At 64.1% G+C, this 17437-nt stretch carries 14 protein-coding genes; 5 read left to right on the plus strand and 9 right to left on the minus strand.

Annotation, left to right across the window (positions count from 1 at the left end):
- Nucleotides 1-82 precede the first annotated feature (82 nt).
- From FHS96_RS20055 to FHS96_RS20070, 4 genes are read left to right on the plus strand one after another with little or no spacing between them, the layout of a single operon-like run.
- Nucleotides 83-1069, plus strand: a complete 987-nt coding sequence (locus FHS96_RS20055) for an AraC family transcriptional regulator (protein WP_429595807.1) — start codon at nucleotides 83-85, stop codon at nucleotides 1067-1069.
- A 27-nt stretch (nucleotides 1070-1096) separates the two neighbouring features.
- Nucleotides 1097-2620, plus strand: a complete 1524-nt coding sequence (locus FHS96_RS20060) for an FAD-dependent oxidoreductase (protein ID WP_429595810.1) — start codon at nucleotides 1097-1099, stop codon at nucleotides 2618-2620.
- 25 nt (nucleotides 2621-2645) lie between these two features.
- On the plus strand, nucleotides 2646-3392 hold the full coding sequence (locus FHS96_RS20065) for a maleate cis-trans isomerase family protein (protein ID WP_429595813.1): 747 nt from the start codon (nucleotides 2646-2648) through the stop codon (nucleotides 3390-3392).
- 15 nt (nucleotides 3393-3407) lie between these two features.
- The gene (locus tag FHS96_RS20070; RefSeq protein WP_429595816.1) at nucleotides 3408-4640 is read left to right on the plus strand and encodes an MFS transporter; all 1233 of its coding nucleotides are present in this window, start codon (nucleotides 3408-3410) and stop codon (nucleotides 4638-4640) included.
- 1 nt (nucleotide 4641) lies between these two features.
- Here FHS96_RS20070 and FHS96_RS20075 read toward each other — a convergent pair whose 3' ends face one another.
- The 6 genes from FHS96_RS20075 to FHS96_RS20100 form a co-directional block, all read right to left on the minus strand.
- Nucleotides 4642-5277, minus strand: a complete 636-nt coding sequence (locus tag FHS96_RS20075) for an isochorismatase family protein (protein WP_429595819.1) — start codon at nucleotides 5275-5277, stop codon at nucleotides 4642-4644.
- A gap of 5 nt (nucleotides 5278-5282) precedes the next feature.
- Entirely contained in the window at nucleotides 5283-6203 is a 921-nt protein-coding gene (locus FHS96_RS20080; RefSeq protein WP_429595822.1) for a polysaccharide deacetylase family protein, read from the minus strand.
- 86 nt (nucleotides 6204-6289) lie between these two features.
- The gene (locus tag FHS96_RS20085) at nucleotides 6290-7171 is read right to left on the minus strand and encodes an IclR family transcriptional regulator domain-containing protein (protein WP_429595825.1); all 882 of its coding nucleotides are present in this window, start codon (nucleotides 7169-7171) and stop codon (nucleotides 6290-6292) included.
- 118 nt (nucleotides 7172-7289) lie between these two features.
- Nucleotides 7290-8696 carry an FAD-dependent oxidoreductase gene (locus tag FHS96_RS20090; protein WP_429595828.1) on the minus strand — a complete coding sequence of 469 codons (1407 nt, stop codon included), beginning with the start codon at nucleotides 8694-8696 and terminating at the stop codon, nucleotides 7290-7292.
- A gap of 116 nt (nucleotides 8697-8812) precedes the next feature.
- The gene (locus tag FHS96_RS20095) at nucleotides 8813-9835 is read right to left on the minus strand and encodes a zinc-dependent alcohol dehydrogenase family protein (RefSeq protein ID WP_429595831.1); all 1023 of its coding nucleotides are present in this window, start codon (nucleotides 9833-9835) and stop codon (nucleotides 8813-8815) included.
- A gap of 13 nt (nucleotides 9836-9848) precedes the next feature.
- Nucleotides 9849-11120 carry a serine hydrolase domain-containing protein gene (locus FHS96_RS20100; RefSeq protein ID WP_429595833.1) on the minus strand — a complete coding sequence of 424 codons (1272 nt, stop codon included), beginning with the start codon at nucleotides 11118-11120 and terminating at the stop codon, nucleotides 9849-9851.
- 256 nt (nucleotides 11121-11376) lie between these two features.
- Between FHS96_RS20100 and FHS96_RS20105 the strand changes: the two genes are divergently transcribed.
- Nucleotides 11377-13947 carry a TonB-dependent receptor gene (locus FHS96_RS20105; RefSeq protein WP_429595836.1) on the plus strand — a complete coding sequence of 857 codons (2571 nt, stop codon included), beginning with the start codon at nucleotides 11377-11379 and terminating at the stop codon, nucleotides 13945-13947.
- Nucleotides 13948-14204: 257 nt separating this feature from the next.
- On the opposite strand, the gene FHS96_RS20110 is transcribed toward FHS96_RS20105, so the two are convergent.
- From FHS96_RS20110 to FHS96_RS20120, 3 genes are read right to left on the minus strand one after another with little or no spacing between them, the layout of a single operon-like run.
- Nucleotides 14205-14732, minus strand: coding sequence for a DUF3598 domain-containing protein (locus FHS96_RS20110; RefSeq protein ID WP_429595839.1), 528 nt, complete (start codon nucleotides 14730-14732; stop codon nucleotides 14205-14207).
- A gap of 22 nt (nucleotides 14733-14754) precedes the next feature.
- Nucleotides 14755-15756, minus strand: a complete 1002-nt coding sequence (locus FHS96_RS20115; RefSeq protein ID WP_429595842.1) for a zinc-binding dehydrogenase — start codon at nucleotides 15754-15756, stop codon at nucleotides 14755-14757.
- The gene (locus FHS96_RS20120; protein ID WP_429595844.1) at nucleotides 15753-17363 is read right to left on the minus strand and encodes an FAD-binding oxidoreductase; all 1611 of its coding nucleotides are present in this window, start codon (nucleotides 17361-17363) and stop codon (nucleotides 15753-15755) included. Before FHS96_RS20120 ends, FHS96_RS20115 begins: the two co-directional genes overlap by 4 nt.
- Nucleotides 17364-17437: the final 74 nt, after the last annotated feature.

Below are 17437 nucleotides of genomic sequence, written 5' to 3' on the forward strand. Positions count from 1 at the left end.
TATGATTGACGAGGCGGTATTTTGTGCCATGATGATCCCGCCTTGGCTTGGGTAGACGCCCGCAAGCTAGAGAGGTTGAGCCATGGCCAGAATGCCGGAAACCGGAGAAATCTTGCCTTTTCCTACAGCATCCTCGATCCGGACGCCGTCCGAGCGCCTTTCTCACGAAGGCAACAGCGTGCGGTCGGCGCTTCTTGCGGCGGCGGAGCGCTATGCCGACTCGCGGGGCGGCGGCGAAGGCATCTTTGCCGTGCCGGATGTCGGCGTCCATGTGATGCGAACCTACGAGCCGGTCGACCATCATCAAGTGTATCGGCCGTCCCTCTGCATCACTCTCCAGGGTTTGAAGCAGATCCTCGTCGGCGGCCAGATGCTCAGCTATGGTCCGATGCACTGCCTGATCGTGGGGCTGGACCTTCCGGCGCGCGGCCGGATCGTCGCCGCCAGTGAGCGCAAGCCATTTGTCGGTATCAAGATAGAGTTCGATATCGCGGTGATGCGCGATGTTCTCGAACAGCTCGACGCGCGTCCTGCCCCGACACAAGGCGCCGGACGAAGCATGTTCGTGTCCGAGGTCGAAGGGCCGCTTGCCGACTGCGTGCTCCGCATGATCGAGTTGACGGACAAGCCCAAGGCGATGCCCATTCTCTATCCGGCATTGATGCGCGAATTCTATTACTGGCTGCTGACGGGGCCGAACGCAGGCGATCTGTGCAGGCAGATCATCCCGGATACGTATCTGGAACGTATCGCCGAAGCGATCCGCCTCCTGCGCAGCAACTTCGCCCAGACACTCCGGATGGAGGAACTGGCCGCGTCCGCACGTATGAGTCTGTCTTCCTTCCATCAGCACTTCAAGGCGCTGACGTCGATGACGCCGCTCCAGTTTCAGAAGCAGCTTCGCTTGCTCGAGGCGCGCCGACTGATGATGGTCGATGACATGAATGTCGCCGAGGCTGCCTATCGGGTCGGCTATGAGAGCGCGTCGCAGTTCAGCCGCGAATATTCCCGCGTCTTCGGCCTCGCGCCGAAGCGTGACGCGATGAACGTCAGAGTCGTCCGCGCGTAGATTCAGGGAGTCGCATGACGTTGTCGCGTGCGTGACATCGATGGCGTGCGATCGCAGGGGCGGGACTGCCGACAACTGAAGCGGGCGCTGCCAAGCGACTGTCCCGTAACCGACTTGTTGTCGACAAGCGATCGGCGAGGCGGAGTTGCGCCCCTTAACCGGCCTGGTTCGCGGCTTTGCATCGCGCTTTGCGGCGCGGAGATGCGTCCGCTTGTGCCGCTTCGAAGGGGTGCCGCGCCACATCAAGTGTCCGTTGCGCGGATAGTTCGGCTGTCGCGGTCGCGGCGGCTCCGGTCGCTGCCTTATCCCTTTCCCAAGTTATTGTCTGATTGGGGGCTTTCGTCGATGGGCGAGCGCAATCGCGTACAAGTTGTTGTGGTCGGCGCAGGTCCGGTCGGTTGCGTTGCTGCGATGTTGCTGGCGCAACACGGAATCGACGTGCTGTTGACCGAGCAAGGCTCGGACTGCGCGGCAGACATGCGGGCGTCGACCTTTCACCCGCCGACGCTCGAGCTGCTTGAGGCGCTGGAGATCACGCCGCGCCTGATCGAACGCGGTTTGAAGGCGCCGGTCTATCACTGGCGGGACCGGCGGTCTGGCGAGGTCCTGGCCTTCGATCTGACCGAAATTTCGGACGAGACGCGCCACCCCTATCGCATCCAGTGCGAGCAGTATCATCTCTCCCGGATGCTGGCCGAACGGTTGGAGGCGACGGCGAATGCCGAGGTGCTCTTCAATCACCGTGTCGTTTATTTCCAGCAGGACGACCGCGGCGTCAGCATCTCGCTGGAAACGCCGATGGAAATCCGCGAGGTTCGCGCGGACTACATGATCGCGGCTGACGGCGCCTCGTCGATCGTGCGCAAATGGCTGAAGGCGGAGTTCGACGGGTTCACCTATCCCGAGAAGTTTCTGACGCTCAGCACGGACGAGCCGCTAGAGGCTGCGATCCCCGACCTTGCCTACGTCAATTATGTAGCGGACCCCGACGAGTGGCTGGTGCTGTTGAAGGTGCCCAAGCTGTGGCGCGTGCTCGTCCCCACCTTCGACCAGAGCGACAATGGCGTGCTGACGTCCGACGCGAACAAGAACGCGATCTTCGAACGGTTGATCGGGCACGGCGCGGACGTGCGGACGTTCCACCGCACCATCTATCGCGTCCATCAGCGGGTGGCGAAGAGCTTTCGGCACGGGCGCGTGGTTCTGGCCGGCGACGCTGCGCACCTCAACAATCCTCTCGGCGGGTTCGGCATGAACAGCGGCATCCACGACGCTTTCAATCTAGTCGAGAAGCTGGTCCCGATCCTCAGAGGAACGGGCACTGCCGACGCGTTGGCGCAATATGATCGGCAACGGCGCACCGTGACGCACAACTTCACGCAGCAACAGACCATCCAGAACATGGAACTGATGAAGGCGGGGCATAGCGAGGCCTATCGCATGACCCGCGATCAAATGCGGGCACTGAACGAGGACGACGATGCGCGACGCAGCTACCTGCTGCGGCAATCGATGATCAGCAGCATGCGCGACGCGGCGGCCATCGCCTGAGGCAAGCAGCAATCGGAGAGGAACGATGACAGACGTGCTGGCGTGGCGAAAGGTCTTCGGGGTGCTGGGCCCCTCGACCAACACCGTCGTGCAACCGGACTTCGACGATCTGCGCATGCCGGGCGTGACCAACCATTACAGCCGGATCATTGTGCAGAACCCGACCGCGCTGTCGGATGCGGACTTCATCCGCGGCACCGACGCGATCGACGCGGCAACGCACGACGCGGTCCATGCCGTGATGACGTGCGAGCCCGACTATCTGGTGCTCGGCATGTCGGCGGTGACCTTTTACGGCGGCGCCGAAGGATCGGCCAAATGGACCAGGGCGGTCGAAGACGTCGCAGGCACGCGCCTTTGCACCGGATCGGCCTCGCTGATCGAAGCCTTCAAGGCCTATGGCGGGATCAGGCGCATCGCGGTGCTTTCGCCCTACTTCCCGGTCGCTAACGAGCAGGTCCGCAACTTCATGAGCGATCATGGCATCGAAGTGGTGCGCGACACGCCGCTGCGGTGCCAGAGCTGGCTGCACATCGCCAAGGTAACGCCGGCCCAGTTGCGCGACACGATCCTCGACCTCGACGGCGACGATGTCGACGCGATCGTGCAGGTCGGCACCAATCTTTCGATGGTGCGGCTGGCGGCGGCGGCCGAGACGTTCCTGCAAAAGCCGGTGATCGCGATCAACACCGCAACCTACTGGAATGCGTTGCGCCAGAATGGCATCACGGATCGCAAGGAAGGGTTCGGCCGACTGATGGCGGAATTCTAGTCGGCGAAGGGGCGCATGGACGGGGCGGGGGCGAAAGCGGAACTCAAAGCGGGCTGGCCGATCTTGCTGGCGTGTGGCTTTGGGGTCGGGGTCGGCCTCACCGGACTGCCCTATTACACGTTCGGCACGTTCCTGAAGCCGCTGGCGGCCGATTTCGGTTGGACGCGTTCAGAAGTGTCGCTGGCGGGGTTCTTCCTCCAACTCGGCATCGTCCTGACCAGTCCGTTTCTCGGTCGCTTCATCGATCGACATGGCGCACGGCCGGTCGCGCTGGGTTCGCTGCTCGGGCTGGCGACAGGGCTGGTCGCTGTCGGCTTTTCGGGGCCGTCGCTCATCAGTTTCTACTTCGCATGGATCGGGCTGGCGCTGCTCGGTTGCGGAACCACACCTTTGAGCTGGACGCAGATGGTCAATCTGCGGTTCGACAAGGCGCGCGGTATCGCGTTGGGGCTGGTGCTGTGCGGTACAGGGATTGCCAGCGTGCTGGCACCGCGCGCCTGCGCGGCGCTGATCGCCGCGTTCGGCTGGCGCGGCGGCTATTTCGGGCTGGCGGGCTTCGTGGTCGCGATTGCGCTGCCGGTGGTGTGGTTCGGTACGCGGGGGATGGCGCACAAGGTGCGGACGGCCGAACGCCCCCGTTCCGGCCTGACGTTGCGCGAAGCGGCAGGGCGGCGGCAGTTCTGGATGATCGCGGGCGGCATCTTTGCTGTCATGCTGGTGCAGGCTGCAGCGATGGTGCATCTGGTGCCCTTGCTGACCGATCGCGGGTTCTCACCCGGCGATGCGACCGCGGCCGCTGGGTTGATGGGCGTTGCGGTGATCTTCGGCCGATTGATCGTCGGCAGCCTGGTCGATCGTTTTCATGCGCCTTATGTCGCTTCATGCTTCCTGCCGATGCCGGCACTGGCGCTGGCGCTGCTGGCGGTGAGCGGATCGACTACGACCACGCTGCTCGCCATCCTGCTGATCGGTCTGGCAGCGGGGGCGGAGGTGGATCTGCTCGCCTATCTCACCAGCCGCTATTTCGGCATGCGGCATTATGGCGCGATCTATGGCGCGAAACTCAGCTTCTTCTCGCTGGGGGCGGGCATCGGCCCGGCACTTGCGGGCTGGTCGTTCGACCATAATGGCAGCTACGACATGGCATTGTGGAGCGGGGCGGCGCTCGTGCTGATCGGTGCTGCACTGATCGGCGTGCTCGGGCCTTATCCTAGGCCCGAACAGCTCCGATCGATAATGGACGCTTGAATCAGCCGGCCCCGGCGATCGCCGCCAGCGCCTCCGCCTCGCCGATCACCTCCGCCACCTTGGCCTGGATGTCGAACAGGTTGGCATCCTGCACGCGCGGATCGCGATCACCGCATGCTTCCCGCACCACGAAGGGCAGGAAGCCATGGCACAGCGCATCGAGCGCCGTCGCGCGCACGCAGCCCGACGTCGAATAGCCGGTGATGAACAGCGTATCGATGCGTGCCGCCGTCAGGATCGCCGCGAGCGGGGTGCCGAAGAAGGCGGAGGGAAACTTCTTTCCCAGCACCAGCTCGCCTTCGCGTGGCTGAAGGCTCGGCGGGAAGGCCCCGAGCGGTGAATGCGGTGCAAACGCGCGCAGCGCCGGCACCTTGCGATAGAACATGCCGCCATCGAACCCGTCCGGCCGATACTCGATATTGGTGAAGATGACCGGGATGTCCGCCGCCCGCGCCGCCGCCGCCAGCCGCTCGTTCGCGGCAAGTTCGGCTTCGACCCCTGCATAGAGCGGCGATTGCGGGTCGAGATACGCCATCACGACGTCGATGATCAGCAGGGCAGGGCGCTCGCCCGGCGCCAGGTTGCCGCCGAACCCGGCCGAGGCATAATCGCCGTCGAGATCGATATGCTCCGCCATCGCGATCAATCCAGCTGGCCGGGAATATGGCTCTGGTGGTTCTGGAGATACCAGTCGGCAATCTCCTCGCGCGTCGCCCACCACACGCCCGGCAACGATTTGGCATGTTCGATGAACTCGCGGATCGCACGGATCCGATGCGCCCGCCCCGACACATGCGGGTGCAGACCCACGTTCATGATGCGGCCCGAAGTGACGCCTTCCTCATACAGCACGTCGAGTTCCTCGATCAGCGCCTGGGCGAATTGATCGGTGGTGAAGTTCTTCCGGGTGATGAAGGTGAAATCGTTGATCTCGTTCGAGTAGGGCGTCGAGACGATCGGCCCGTACGGCGTCTTCAGCAGGTAGGGCTGATCATCATTCATGATATCGCAGTAGAAGGTGCAGCCATACTCTGCGAGGATGTCCGCGGTTTGCAGCGTGCCGCGCAGCGAGGAGCTCAGCCAGCCCTTGGCGCGGCGGCCCACGAATTTCTCATATTGATCGAGGGTGCGCAGTACGACCTCGCGCTCCTTCGCAGGATCCTTGGCAAAGTCGGTGAGCAGTTCGCCCTGCTCCCAATTGTGCGCGAGCAGTTCCCAACCGCGCGCCAGCACGGCGTCCGTCATTGCCTTGCGACGTTCGAACGTGACCGCGTTGGTCGTGCAGCTCGCCTTCACGCCGAGTTTGTCGAAAAGCTCGATCAGCCGCCAGATGCCGACGCGCTGGCCATATTCGCGCCACGTGAAATTCGGAAAATCTGCGGTGTCGCCGGGCAGGATATCGGGCAGGATTGCTGGCCCGCCCGCATAATAAGGCTTGGTCGTATCCTTGGTGAGATCCCAGGTTTCGAGATTGAAGGTGAGGATCAACGCGACGCGCGCGCCGTTTGGCCACTTCAGCGGCTGGCGATCGGGCAGGGCGCTGTATTTATATTCCACGAACATCATCTCCCGGAGCGGACGAACGCGGCCAGCATCGCCGCGACACCGCCCAGGGTCACGCCCGCGCCGGCCGACTGTTCAACAGGTGGCTATTCGGCGGCGGCGATCTGCGGCGCGAGTTCGGCGGTGATCGCCAAGCCGGTTTCGCGCAATGGCTCCACGAACTGCTTGATCGCATCGTCCATGCGGACGGCTGAGGAGAAGAAGGCGAGCGTCAAAGTGGCTGCGACGCGCCCGTGCTCGAAAATCGGCACCGCGATTGACGACGTCTTGCCCGGGTTGCGCGTAAAATGGTTGTTGCCGCGCGTCGCATAACCCTGACGGCGAACGTCTTCGAGCAGCGTTTCTTCCTCGATCAGGCGCAGCGTATGCACCGGCACGCGATCGGGCAGGCGCTTGAGAGACGCAAGGACGCCTTCGCGCTCTTCCTCGGGCATGTGCGCCAGATAGACGAGGCCGGAGGCACATTCGAGGATCGGGATGGAATAGCCGGGATAATAGTCGTTGAACGTCAACGTCGTCAGCGAATGCGTCGAATCGCGGATAACCATGTTCGATCCGACGTGCGTCGACAGCGAGATCGGCCACATAACGCGGCGGGTGAGCTCGACGATGTGCGGCCGCGCTGTCTGGACGACCGCGGCATGACCCTGAAAGCCGTGCGCCAGCGTCTGCACGAGCCCCGTGGGGCGATAACGCTTACGCACCGGCTCCTGCTCGATCAGGCCTTCGAACAGCAAGGTCTGCACAATGCGGCAGGCTGTCGGATAGGGAACATTTGATGCGCGCGCGATCTCCATCATGGAGAGCGAGCCGCCGCGATTGACTGCCTGGAGAACGGAAATCCCGCGGGCGAGGGAGCGGATCGGAACACCTTTTTCCATGACCGCAGGATGACTCTTTTGCGGCCGTCGCGCACGCATAAAATGAGGTTTTGTTCCACCATCCAGCGCTATTTTGGATAGGTTCAACGTCAGCCATTCGCATGTGCGAAATTTTGATGCATATCAGTGCAGTCCCTGCCTATTTCCTAGGCAGTTCACACTCAATCCGCCGCGGCAGCGAATCGATCCCTGCGACTCGGCTGCTTCACCGGTCAGTAGCGTGTGACGAAGAGGATGCGTCGACCAAGCGCGCGGCCGCTCGACCTGCAACGCGACCAAGCGTGACAGCAGTGCACAGGCCCATCGCGGGGATATAGCCCCAGGAAGAAGGGCCGGACACGCTGCGCGCTGCGCCGCCGCCCGCGAACAGGTTCGGCAGCGACGAGCCATCGCCGCGCAAAACGCGTGCCTCGCCGTCGATCTGCAGGCCGCCCTGGGTATGATACAGTGCGCCGACCACGCGCAACGCGCGATAGGAAGCGGACGGTGGCTGATCATCGCCCCAGTGGCGACCGAAGGCATCGGGCCGCCCCTCAGCCTGCGCTGCCCGGGCCTCGTTCAGCGTCGCATCGAGTGCGTCACGATCGACGCCGATCCGCGCGGCGAGGTCGTCCAGCGTATCGGCGGTCTTCGGGGCCTTTAAGTCGTTGAGCGCGCGCGCTTCGGGAATGTGCGCCGTGGCCGCTTCGATCCTGGCGTCGTAGACGACCCAGCAATGGTCGCCGGGCTGCGCGAGGACCGGATGAACCATACCGGCTATGTCGGCGCACTCGTCGACGAAGCGCTGGCCGCGCACGTTCACGAGCACGCCCCCTTCAAGGATCACACCCGGCGGCACGCTGATACCGTGGGGATCCGTGAGCATGGCATAGCCCTGATAGCTGCCCATGTCGCCGACTGCCGCACCGATAGCCTGCCCCAGCCTGATGCCATCGCCCCGGCTGCCTTCATGCGCATTGAGCCGCGCGGCGGCGGCTTCTGGCAGATATTCGGCGACCATCGCTTCGTTCGCGGCGAAGCCGCCGGTCGCGAGGATCAGCGCCTCGCAGCCGATGCGTTCGATCGCACCGTCTGCCCGGGTCAGTTCGATACCCAACACGCGGCCATCGACGTCGGCGATGATGTCAGTGAGCCTTGCCTCGGTCACGACGTCGATGCCGGCCATGCCCAGCCGGGCGTGAAGCAGATCGACCATGTCGCTGCCGCCATGGCCGGGCCAGCCATGCACGCGCAGGCAGCTGTTGCCGTAGGAGGCGCGAAAGCGCGTATCCAGTTCCCAGGGGAGCCCGATGGTCTCGACGAGCCAGTCCAGCGTCGGGCCGGATTCGAAGGCGAGGGTGCGGGCGATGACGGGGTCCGTCCGACCGCGCGTCTTTTCCATAATATCCCGGAAAAAGGTCTCGCCATCATCCTCGACGCCGTGGGCCGCCTGCGCGCGCGTTCCGGCGGCGGCGATCAGGCCTTGCGACATCGCGGTCGATCCGTGCGGATGTGCATCCTGCTCGATCAGCAGCGGCGACACGCCTTCGGCATGTGCGGCGAGCGCCGCCACTGTGCCGCATGCCCCGCCCCCCACGACGATGAGCGGAACGGTAAGCTCGAAATCGGTCATGTCAGATCTCTGTCGATCGGGGCGTCCCGATAGGCGGCGAGTAAGCCGCCTATCGGATGTCGCGGATGTCAAGGCCCGTGGCGCCGACGGTCAGCGATGCCGCGCCGGGCCATCGGTCAAGCCGAGACCCGTACCAGCACCTTGCCGACATGGCTGGCCGTGGCGAGATGACGGTAAGCTTCAAGCGCGTCATCGAACGCAAATTCGCGATCGACCACGGGTTGGATGTTGTGCGTTTCGATCGCGCGAAGGAGGCGGGCAAGCATCGCGCGGCTGCCTTCGGCAATGCCGGTCAACACCAGATTCTTGCCGATGATGGTGCCGAAGTTCGGCAGGCCCTCGTTGGCGGCGCCCGCAAGCCCGCCGATGATGATGATGCGCGCGTTGTTCGCCGCGGCGTCGATCGACCGGCGCAGTGTCGCCTGGCCGCCGGTCTCGACGATGACGTCCGCTCCCGCGCCGCCAGTCGCCTCGAGCACCGCCTTTTCCCAATCGGGCGTCGTGCGGTAATTGATCGTGATGTCGGCACCAAGCCGGCGCGCGAGGTCGAGCTTTTCATCGCTGGACGAGGTGATCGCGACGCGCGCGCCTGCCGCCTTGGCGATCTGGAGCGCCCAGATCGATACGCCGCCGGTGCCAAGCGCCAGCACGGCGTCGCCCGCCTTCACCTTGCCGACTTCGACAACGGCATTCCAAGCCGTGAGCGCCGAAGAGGCAAGCGGCGCGACCTGAATGTCGGTCAGGCTGTCCGGCACGGGCACCAGAGCGGCGGCTGGAACGCGCACCTGCTCGGCCAGCCAGCCGTCATGGGTGATGCCGACGTCATGTGCGAAGGCGCGGCGGTTGAAGTCGCCGTCGATCCAGGTGACGAAATGGGGCGCAACCACGCGCTGGCCGACCGTGACTCCGGTGACGCCTTCGCCCACCTGAAGGACCTCGCCGACGCCTTCGGATACCGGCACGCGATCTTCCGGGCGGCGCGCACCATAGCTGCCCTTCAGCACCAGCATGTCGCGATGGTTGAGCGCAACCAGGCGGACCTGAACGATCGCTTCGCCGGGCCCCGGCACGAGATCGCGTCGGGTGACCGGCGTCAAGGATTCCAGGCCCGTCTGCGGGCCGATCTGATAGGCTTTCATGGGAGCTCCGATGTCAGGCGGCCGGCTGGGGCAGGGGGCGTTTCCCTCCCCGCTTCCAGTCGATGCCGTTCAGGATGAGATTGGGCAGCACGCTATTATCCCATTCGGGTTGCTGCGGCGGATTGTCGCCCATCCGCAGCACCACCGTTTTGGTGTCGCGTGAGATGAAGACGGTCTGGTTCGAATTCCCGTCGAACAGGATGAGGCTGCGGTCGAGATAGGGCTGTGAATGCAGCACCTTCGGGCCCGGCTTGTCGGGTGCGGCGAAGCCGCGCCGTTGCACATAGGGACCTGCGATCCACACGCCGAGGCCATAATGCGGGTTCGCAGCCGTGCCGGTCGCCATCTGGGCGACATAGCCGCGCGGCAGCAGGCGTTTGCCATTTGCCACGCCATCGTCGGCAAGCAGGATACCGAGCCGCAGGAAGCTTTCCGCGGGCAGCGTCATGCAACACCCCGAGTGGGCGAGACCGCCGGGCTTGCTCACCCAGATCTCGCCACCCGGCGCGCCGATCGCAGCCAGGATGCGCTTGCCGACAAAATCGGCGTAGCGTTCACCCGTCGCACGCTCGATCAGCAGCGCGACGAGTTCGGCGGTTGCATTGCCATAGCCATATTTTAGGCCGGGCTCACTGGTCAACGGGTACGCGATCAGCGCTTCCGCCAGGTTTGGCGAGATATAGGCCCGGTTGACGGGATGGTCAGGATCGCTGCTGACCATCTGTTCCATTAGCCCGGCGCGCATATCGAGGAGGTGCCTCACCAGGATCGCCGCCTTCGGCGTGCCGCGCCATTCAGTGATGAAGTCGGCGACCGGCTGGTCCAGCGACTTGATCTTGCCGAGCTGGATCGCGTGGCCCACCGCGATGGCGGTCAGCGGCTTGGACAAGGATTTGGAAACAAGCTGGCTCTTGGCGTCGCGGCCCTTGAAATAGGCTTCGCGTTCGATGCGTCCGTTGCGCCAGACGATCAGCGCAGTGGAGTTCATACGCGCGGCATAGTCGACGGCGGCATCCAGCGCCCTGGCCGAGATCGTTCTTTTACCCGGTGCCGCCGCCGGGATCGGTCGGACGGTTGTCGCGCCCGGAATCGGCTCCATGGGATCATATTTCAGGATGATGCCACCATTCTTCATCAGCGTGGCGAAACGCTCCTGATAGAGCGCTTCGTCATTCTGATCGCCGGCCGCCCCGGTCAGCAGCATCGTGGCCACAGCAAGAAGCGTGGTGTGTGCGGCCCGCTTGCCGCGCCTCGGAATCGGCCGTTTCTCCATGGTGATGAACATCCGGATCCGCCGCTCGAACGCAATCCAGCGGCGGCGTTTGTTCGTACAGCGGTCAGTGCGCGACTTGCCCGAATGAAGCCGTATCGAACCAACATATGTCAGGAATGCGACAACCGGATTTCACCGGAGAGAGGGGCCGGGATGAACGCGGCGATCAGGGACGCCGCGTCATGCCAACCAGACCTCGCCACTCTCGGCGGGCCGAACATTGCAAATTGCGCCTGCGTGCGCGCGGCATGATAAGGGAGGGTTGATAATGAAGCGGTTTCAGGGAATGGCACTGGCCAAGGCCTCGGCACTGGCACTGATCTGCGCGGCCGGCGCACCCCAGGTCGCGTTCGCGCAGGACGCAGCACCGGACAGCAATAGCGGCGGAGCGACAAGCGACGACATCGTCGTGACGGCACGACTGCGCGAAGAAAATGTTCAGACCGTGCCGATCGCGATCACGGCACTGAGCGCCGATGATCTCACGAAGCGCAATATCAACAGCCTGAACGACCTGACCAACTCTACGCCGGGCGTGGCGATCACCACGATCTCGGGCGGCACGCTGACCAACATCTATATTCGCGGCCAGGCCCCGGCCAACACCGCGGGCGATCTTAACGTCGAGGCCAATGTCGGCGTCTTCATCGACGATATCTACCAGACCAGCCGCAATACGATCGACATCATCTCGGTGCTCGATGTCGGCCAGATCCAGATCGCCAAGGGCCCGCAGAGCGCCTTGTTCGGTCGCTCGACCTTTGCCGGTGCGATGTCCATTTCGACCCGCCGCCCTTCGACGCGGCTCGAGGGCAATGTTCAGGCCACGGTTGGCATCCAGGACGATTATCGCCTTCGCGGTTCGATTTCTGTCCCGATCAGTGACACCCTCTCGGCGCGCATCGGTGCCGGTTACCTGCATTATGGCGGCTTCGGAGAAAACGCCGCCGATCCGGGCGACAAGCTGGGCGGCACTGAGAAGTACGCCGTCACTGCATCGCTCGAATACCGTCCCACTGAGGAATTGACGGCGCGCCTTTCCGCCTTCCTGTCGCACTCCAAGACGGAGATGTCGGCATATAGCGGGTTGCCGCTCGGCGCGTTCAATTGCGGCTCGGTGAATGCCGCCACGGGTCTGCGCACGCTGTATTGCGGCGAATTGCCAGCCAGCAAGGTAAGCTCGATCACGGCGGATCAGCCTGATACGGTGGCGCAGGCGCGTCAGGTCGCGCTCAACCTCAACTGGCGGCGCAGCGGCGTCTCCGTCACCAGCATCACGGGTTTCACCGAGGCGGAGAACGAGAGTTACAACGACTATGACATGACCGGTGCTGGCACGCTCATGGGCGTTTGCACGCGGGGCGCAGCCTGCCTGCCGGCTGGGCCCTATTCGCGACTGGTGCGCGTGAATACTTTCAGCTCCGGCCGCGAACGCGTCCGCACCTTCAGCCAGGAAGTCCGACTGCAGTCGGATAACAGTGGCCCGTTCCAGTGGATCTTCGGCGGCAGCTATTTCAATTCGCGGATCCCGCTCGCGGGCATCGGCATCAGCGTCGACGGTTCCGGCCTTGCACCGAACGAACGCCTGGTGCAGGTCAACCAGATCACGACGCCCCCCTCGATGGGCGTCGGGGCTTACGATTTTACGGCCAATCCCTTCCTGACGGCGGGGCTCGGCGATCCGGTGTGGAATTCCTACACCGATGCCAGCACCAAGACCATGTCGATCTTCGGCTCGCTCGAGTATCGCTTCGGCGACCTTCGGGTCAGCGCCGAGGGCCGCTACAATATCGATCGCAAGCGCGCCCAGGTCTTCTCGGTCTCGAACCCGTTGAGCCAGCCGGGCATCACGCAGCCGATCATCGGCACAAACGTGCCAGAGCCGGGCACCTTCCCCGTCGCGGGGCCGCTCTTCGCCCGGACCTTCGAAAGCTTCGCGCCGCGCTTCACCATCGACTACCAGGCCACGCCTGACATCTTCTTCTATGCGACCGCGGCGAAGGGCGTGCGTTCGGGCGGCTTCAACACGGCAAATCCCGTTGGCCCGACCGGCATTCTCGCGGACGAGGTCTCCTATGAGGAGGAAACCAACTGGACCTACGAGGCGGGCATCAAGAGCGAACTGTTCGACCGCGCGCTGTTGCTCAACGCGTCATTCTTCCATGTCGACTGGACGAACGCGCAGGTCTCGGCGTTCACGCTCAATCCCACCACGGTCAATCCGGTCCGCATCGTTCGCAACGCCGGCAACATCAAGACGGACGGCTTCGAAGTGCAGAGCGAGTTCCGCTTTGCGGACATGTTCCGGGTCGGGGGCAGCCTGGTCTATTCCGATCCGAAGTTCCAGGCCGGCGCCTATGACGCGTCGATCATCACGCAGTGCGTCATCGGTACCGGTGCGGCGGCGACCGCAGCTCCGGGCTGCCCGCCGGTGATCCTGATCGACACGCCGAGCGGTCCGCGCGCCGTGACCTCGCTCGAGGGCAAGCGCCCGCAGCGCGCGGTCAAGCTCTCGTGGAACATCAACGCCAGCATGGAAGTGCCGCTGACCGGGGACTGGCGCCTGTTCTCGCGCGTCGATGTCAGCCACACCGGCGACGCACCAATGAACTTGCCGAACACTGCATTGTTCGGTGAGCGTACCCTCACCAGCGCAAGAATCGCTGTCGAGAACGACCGGTTCAGCGTGGCGGTGTGGGCCAACAATATCTTCGGCGTGACCTATGTCGCGAACGCGATCGCGCAGCCGCGCATGGGCGTGCCTTTCGCGTTCAGCGTGCCGGAAATCTACCTTGGCGAAGGCCGTCGTGTCGGCCTGACCGTCGGCGCCAAGTTCTGATCGCCGAGCACAGTGTGAGGGGGCCGGAAACGGCCCCCTTTTTTTTGTCTGAAGGGTGCAGGATCAGACTGGTCCGGCATTCCGGAAGTACCGAGTGGGCTTCCGTGAAGTCGCGCGCGGGACACTGGCGACACCGGCTGCCAGGGGACACGAGCGCATACCGGCCTTGATGAACCACCTGTCGTGGTCGTGCTGCCGGCAAACAAAAAGGGACGCCTACCTCTCGGTTGACGTCCCTTTTTGAGCGGTGAGAATAATTAGATCTTCGGCGCGCTGTGATCGATGAAGTTCTGCCAGTCGCGTGTGATGAACTTCTCATCGATCAAGGTACGCTGGTAGCAGATGCCGTCGCGGAACCACTGCCAGGTTCGCGAACGATGCGTCCGTGCATCGTTGTTCTGGATCATTTCATATAGGTAGATGCCTGGCTCATTCTTGCGGATCCAGTTGAGGCAGGTCGAGCGATTATTGTCGTCGGGCTGCATGTGCGCCGCCCAGCCCTTGATCAGGTCGTTGTCCCACCAGATGCGGCCATCTTCGTACCATGCCGGGAAATCACGCACGTCGGTGCGACCATCTTCCCAGAAATAATAGTTGGTCTGATGATAGCGGTCGACGCCGTTCTCGTCGGTGAACAGACGGCAGATCAGGCGTGAGCGGTGCTCGTCGGTCATCTTGCCGGTCGCGGCGTCGTAATAACGATACCAGCCTTCCCATACGCCCTCGTTGCTTGCGAGGATCGGCATCGCTTCGCGGACGCCCGGTTTATTCTTTTCGTCGATCATATCGGCTCTCCCAAATACAGCTTCAGAGGTTGACCATCACTTTGCCCATCGAGCGGCCCGACAGCAGCCACTCGACCGCGTCGGGAATCGAGGCGATGCCGTCGAACGTGCGCGCGTCGCGTGTCACCGCGATGCGGCCCGCTTCATGCAGGGCGAACAGCTTCTCGCGCGCCGCGGGCCAGTGCTCCGTCAGCAAGCCGTTCATGAAGCCCCGCACCGACACGCCCTTGTAGTAGATCGAGTGCGCGATCCGCGGCCGCGTCACGATTTCCGGCTTGCCGTCGAGATCGGCGGCGGCGCCGGCGACGACGAGGCGGCCATGAGGGGCCATGCTGGCGAGGAAGGCGTCGAAGATCGTGCCGCTGACCGTATCGATCGCGACATCGAGGCCGTGCGGAAATTCATCGGCCAACACGGCGCCGACATCCTCGTTTCGATAGTCGATGACGCGATCGGCGCCCAGGCCGCGCAGGAAATCGCCTTTGGTCGCTCCCCCCGCAACGGCAACGACCTTGCAGCCGCGCAGCTTGGCGAGCTGGACGAGGAGATGGCCGAGGCCGCCGGCCGCAGCGGAGATGGCGACGGTTTCGCCATCGCTGACCTGGCCGATATGTTCGAGCGCAAGCAGCGCGGACACCCCGGTCGAGGCGAGGGCGAGCATCGCCGCGCTCGCTTCGGGCACGGCCACGAAGTCGCTCACCGGGCCGAGCGCCACTTCGCGATAACCGCGACCGAAGCGCGTGGTGACGACCGGATCGCCGACGGCAAGGCCGGTGACGCCTTCGCCGACCGCTTCGACGATGCCCAGCGCCTCGACGCCGGTGAAGCTCGGCAGCGGGATGGTGACATAGTCGACCGCATTGCGCGCGATCTGCGTGTCGAAGATGCCGTTGACGCCGCAATAGCGGTTGCGCACGCGGATCTCGCCAGCGCCCGGGTCCGTGGCGGGCATCTCGATCGTCTCGCAGCCTTCGCGAAAGCTTTGTGCGAAACGCTGGAGCTGGATGGCGCGGTAGCCGCTCATTCGCGGAAGCCCAGGCTGCCGGGATTGAGGATGTTGCGCGGGTCGAGCGCGGCCTTGACTGCATCGAGCAGCGCGCGCGAAGCGTCGTCGCGGCTTTCGCGATAAGGATAGGTGCGCCCGACTTGGAAGTGCGCGCAGCCGAAGCTGGCGGCGATATCTTTCACGCCTTGGCGCGCGCGCGCCACAACCGCGGTCGCCGCGGGGTTCGGCGGCAGCTTCGGCAGCCGTGCGAGATGTGCCGGCTCGACCATCGAGGCATGGACCGGGCGATAGCCCTCGGGCCAGAAGAAGACGGGCTCGATCGTGATCGCGTTGGTCGACAGCGTGGTGAACAGATAGCCGCAATGCACGGCATGGGCCTCGAACTCGCCCTTCATGCTGGCAAACAGGGCTTCGATCGCCTCGAACATCGCAGGGGCGTTCGACAGCGAACAATGGCCGTGAACGGGCGCCCAGGACTCGCCCTTAGGCCCAAGCATCGAATTGGGTTCGGGGAAAGGCTGCGCGCGGATCACCTTGGCGATCGTGTTCTCGATCTCGACGCCCTCTTCGGCCGTGGCGATCGCCCGGATCGCCGCCATGTCGGCGCCGACGCCTTCCTTCGAGCGCCCCTCGGCGGTCACATGCAGCGGATATTCTTCTTCCTCGATGAACTTGCGCCCGCCCAGGGCGATCTTGGCCGCTGCAAGCAGGCCCTTGCCGAGACTCTTCTCCTTGCCGATCACGGCGCCCAATGTCTTCACGTCGCTCATCAGCGACATGCGCTGGAGGCGGACCTTGGTGAGGCCGGGGTCGAACGCGCAGGTTTCCGCCGCCACCTCGGCGCGCGAGATCGCTGCCATCGCACGCAGCAATTGCTGGCCCGTCTTGAACGAGAAGGATGCGTGATCCTCATATGGCGGACGCGGGACCAGCCGCAGCGTGATCTCTGCCTTGACGCCGAGCGCGCCATTGTCACCGCAGAACAGGCCGGCATAGTCCGGCCCGAAGTGGCGGTAGAAGGGGGTGTCGCCATCCGGCCCGCGTGCGCCTGTGCGAAGGATCTTGCCGGTGCCGGTGACGATCGTCAGCGCGACCAAGCTTTCGCTGCTGGTGCCGTAGCGTGCGGCGCCGAACATCGCGTTGAGCTGCGAAAGGCCGCCGCCGATCGTGGAATAGCGGCCGGACATCGGGCCCCAGAAAGGTGCGCGCAGTCCGTGCGGCGCAAGCGCCTCGTCCAGCTGCATCCAGGTGCACCCGGCCTCGACCGTTACCAGCATGTCTTCCGGGCTGACGCGCAGGATGCGGTTCATGCGCGTCATATCAAGTGACAGGGTCAGGTCGTCGGCGGGCAGGTAGCCGCCGGTATAACTCATCCCCGCACCCCGCGGAGCGATGGCGACACCGGCGTCGCTGGCGGCCGCAATCACCCGTGCAAGCTCCTCGAGAGAGGCCGGCGCGGCGATCAGCGCGGCGACATGTTCGCCTTTCGCCCAGATGTCTTCGCTGAACAGTTCGAGCGAGGCGGCATCGTCGCGCACATGCGTCGTGCCGACGATGCCGGCGAGCACTGTCTTGAGATCGGGGATTGGGGAGTTGGAGATCCTTGCCCGGGCATCCGTCTGCATGTGTTTCCTCGCTGGAACTTCTGGGGATTGGCGCTTGCGATAGCGTTTCGCCTGACCGGCTGGCGCGATCGCGT

This window comes from Sphingomonas zeicaulis (assembly GCF_050433225.1).
In the GTDB taxonomy this organism is placed as follows: Bacteria; Pseudomonadota; Alphaproteobacteria; order Sphingomonadales; family Sphingomonadaceae; genus Sphingomonas_D; species Sphingomonas_D zeicaulis.

Excerpts from the sequence above, each read along its gene's own strand:
- FHS96_RS20055 (WP_429595807.1), top strand. The coding sequence starts at position 83 with ATGGCCAGAATGCCGGAAACCGGAGAAATCTTGCCTTTTCCTACAGCA.
- FHS96_RS20065 (WP_429595813.1), top strand. The coding sequence starts at position 2,646 with ATGACAGACGTGCTGGCGTGGCGAAAGGTCTTCGGGGTGCTGGGCCCC.
- FHS96_RS20070 (WP_429595816.1), top strand. The coding sequence starts at position 3,408 with ATGGACGGGGCGGGGGCGAAAGCGGAACTCAAAGCGGGCTGGCCGATC.
- FHS96_RS20075 (WP_429595819.1), bottom strand. The coding sequence starts at position 5,277 with ATGGCGGAGCATATCGATCTCGACGGCGATTATGCCTCGGCCGGGTTC.
- FHS96_RS20080 (WP_429595822.1), bottom strand. The coding sequence starts at position 6,203 with ATGTTCGTGGAATATAAATACAGCGCCCTGCCCGATCGCCAGCCGCTG.
- FHS96_RS20090 (WP_429595828.1), bottom strand. The coding sequence starts at position 8,696 with ATGACCGATTTCGAGCTTACCGTTCCGCTCATCGTCGTGGGGGGCGGG.
- FHS96_RS20095 (WP_429595831.1), bottom strand. The coding sequence starts at position 9,835 with ATGAAAGCCTATCAGATCGGCCCGCAGACGGGCCTGGAATCCTTGACG.
- FHS96_RS20100 (WP_429595833.1), bottom strand. The coding sequence starts at position 11,120 with ATGTTCATCACCATGGAGAAACGGCCGATTCCGAGGCGCGGCAAGCGG.
- FHS96_RS20105 (WP_429595836.1), top strand. The coding sequence starts at position 11,377 with ATGAAGCGGTTTCAGGGAATGGCACTGGCCAAGGCCTCGGCACTGGCA.
- FHS96_RS20110 (WP_429595839.1), bottom strand. The coding sequence starts at position 14,732 with ATGATCGACGAAAAGAATAAACCGGGCGTCCGCGAAGCGATGCCGATC.
- FHS96_RS20115 (WP_429595842.1), bottom strand. The coding sequence starts at position 15,756 with ATGAGCGGCTACCGCGCCATCCAGCTCCAGCGTTTCGCACAAAGCTTT.
- FHS96_RS20120 (WP_429595844.1), bottom strand. The coding sequence starts at position 17,363 with ATGCAGACGGATGCCCGGGCAAGGATCTCCAACTCCCCAATCCCCGAT.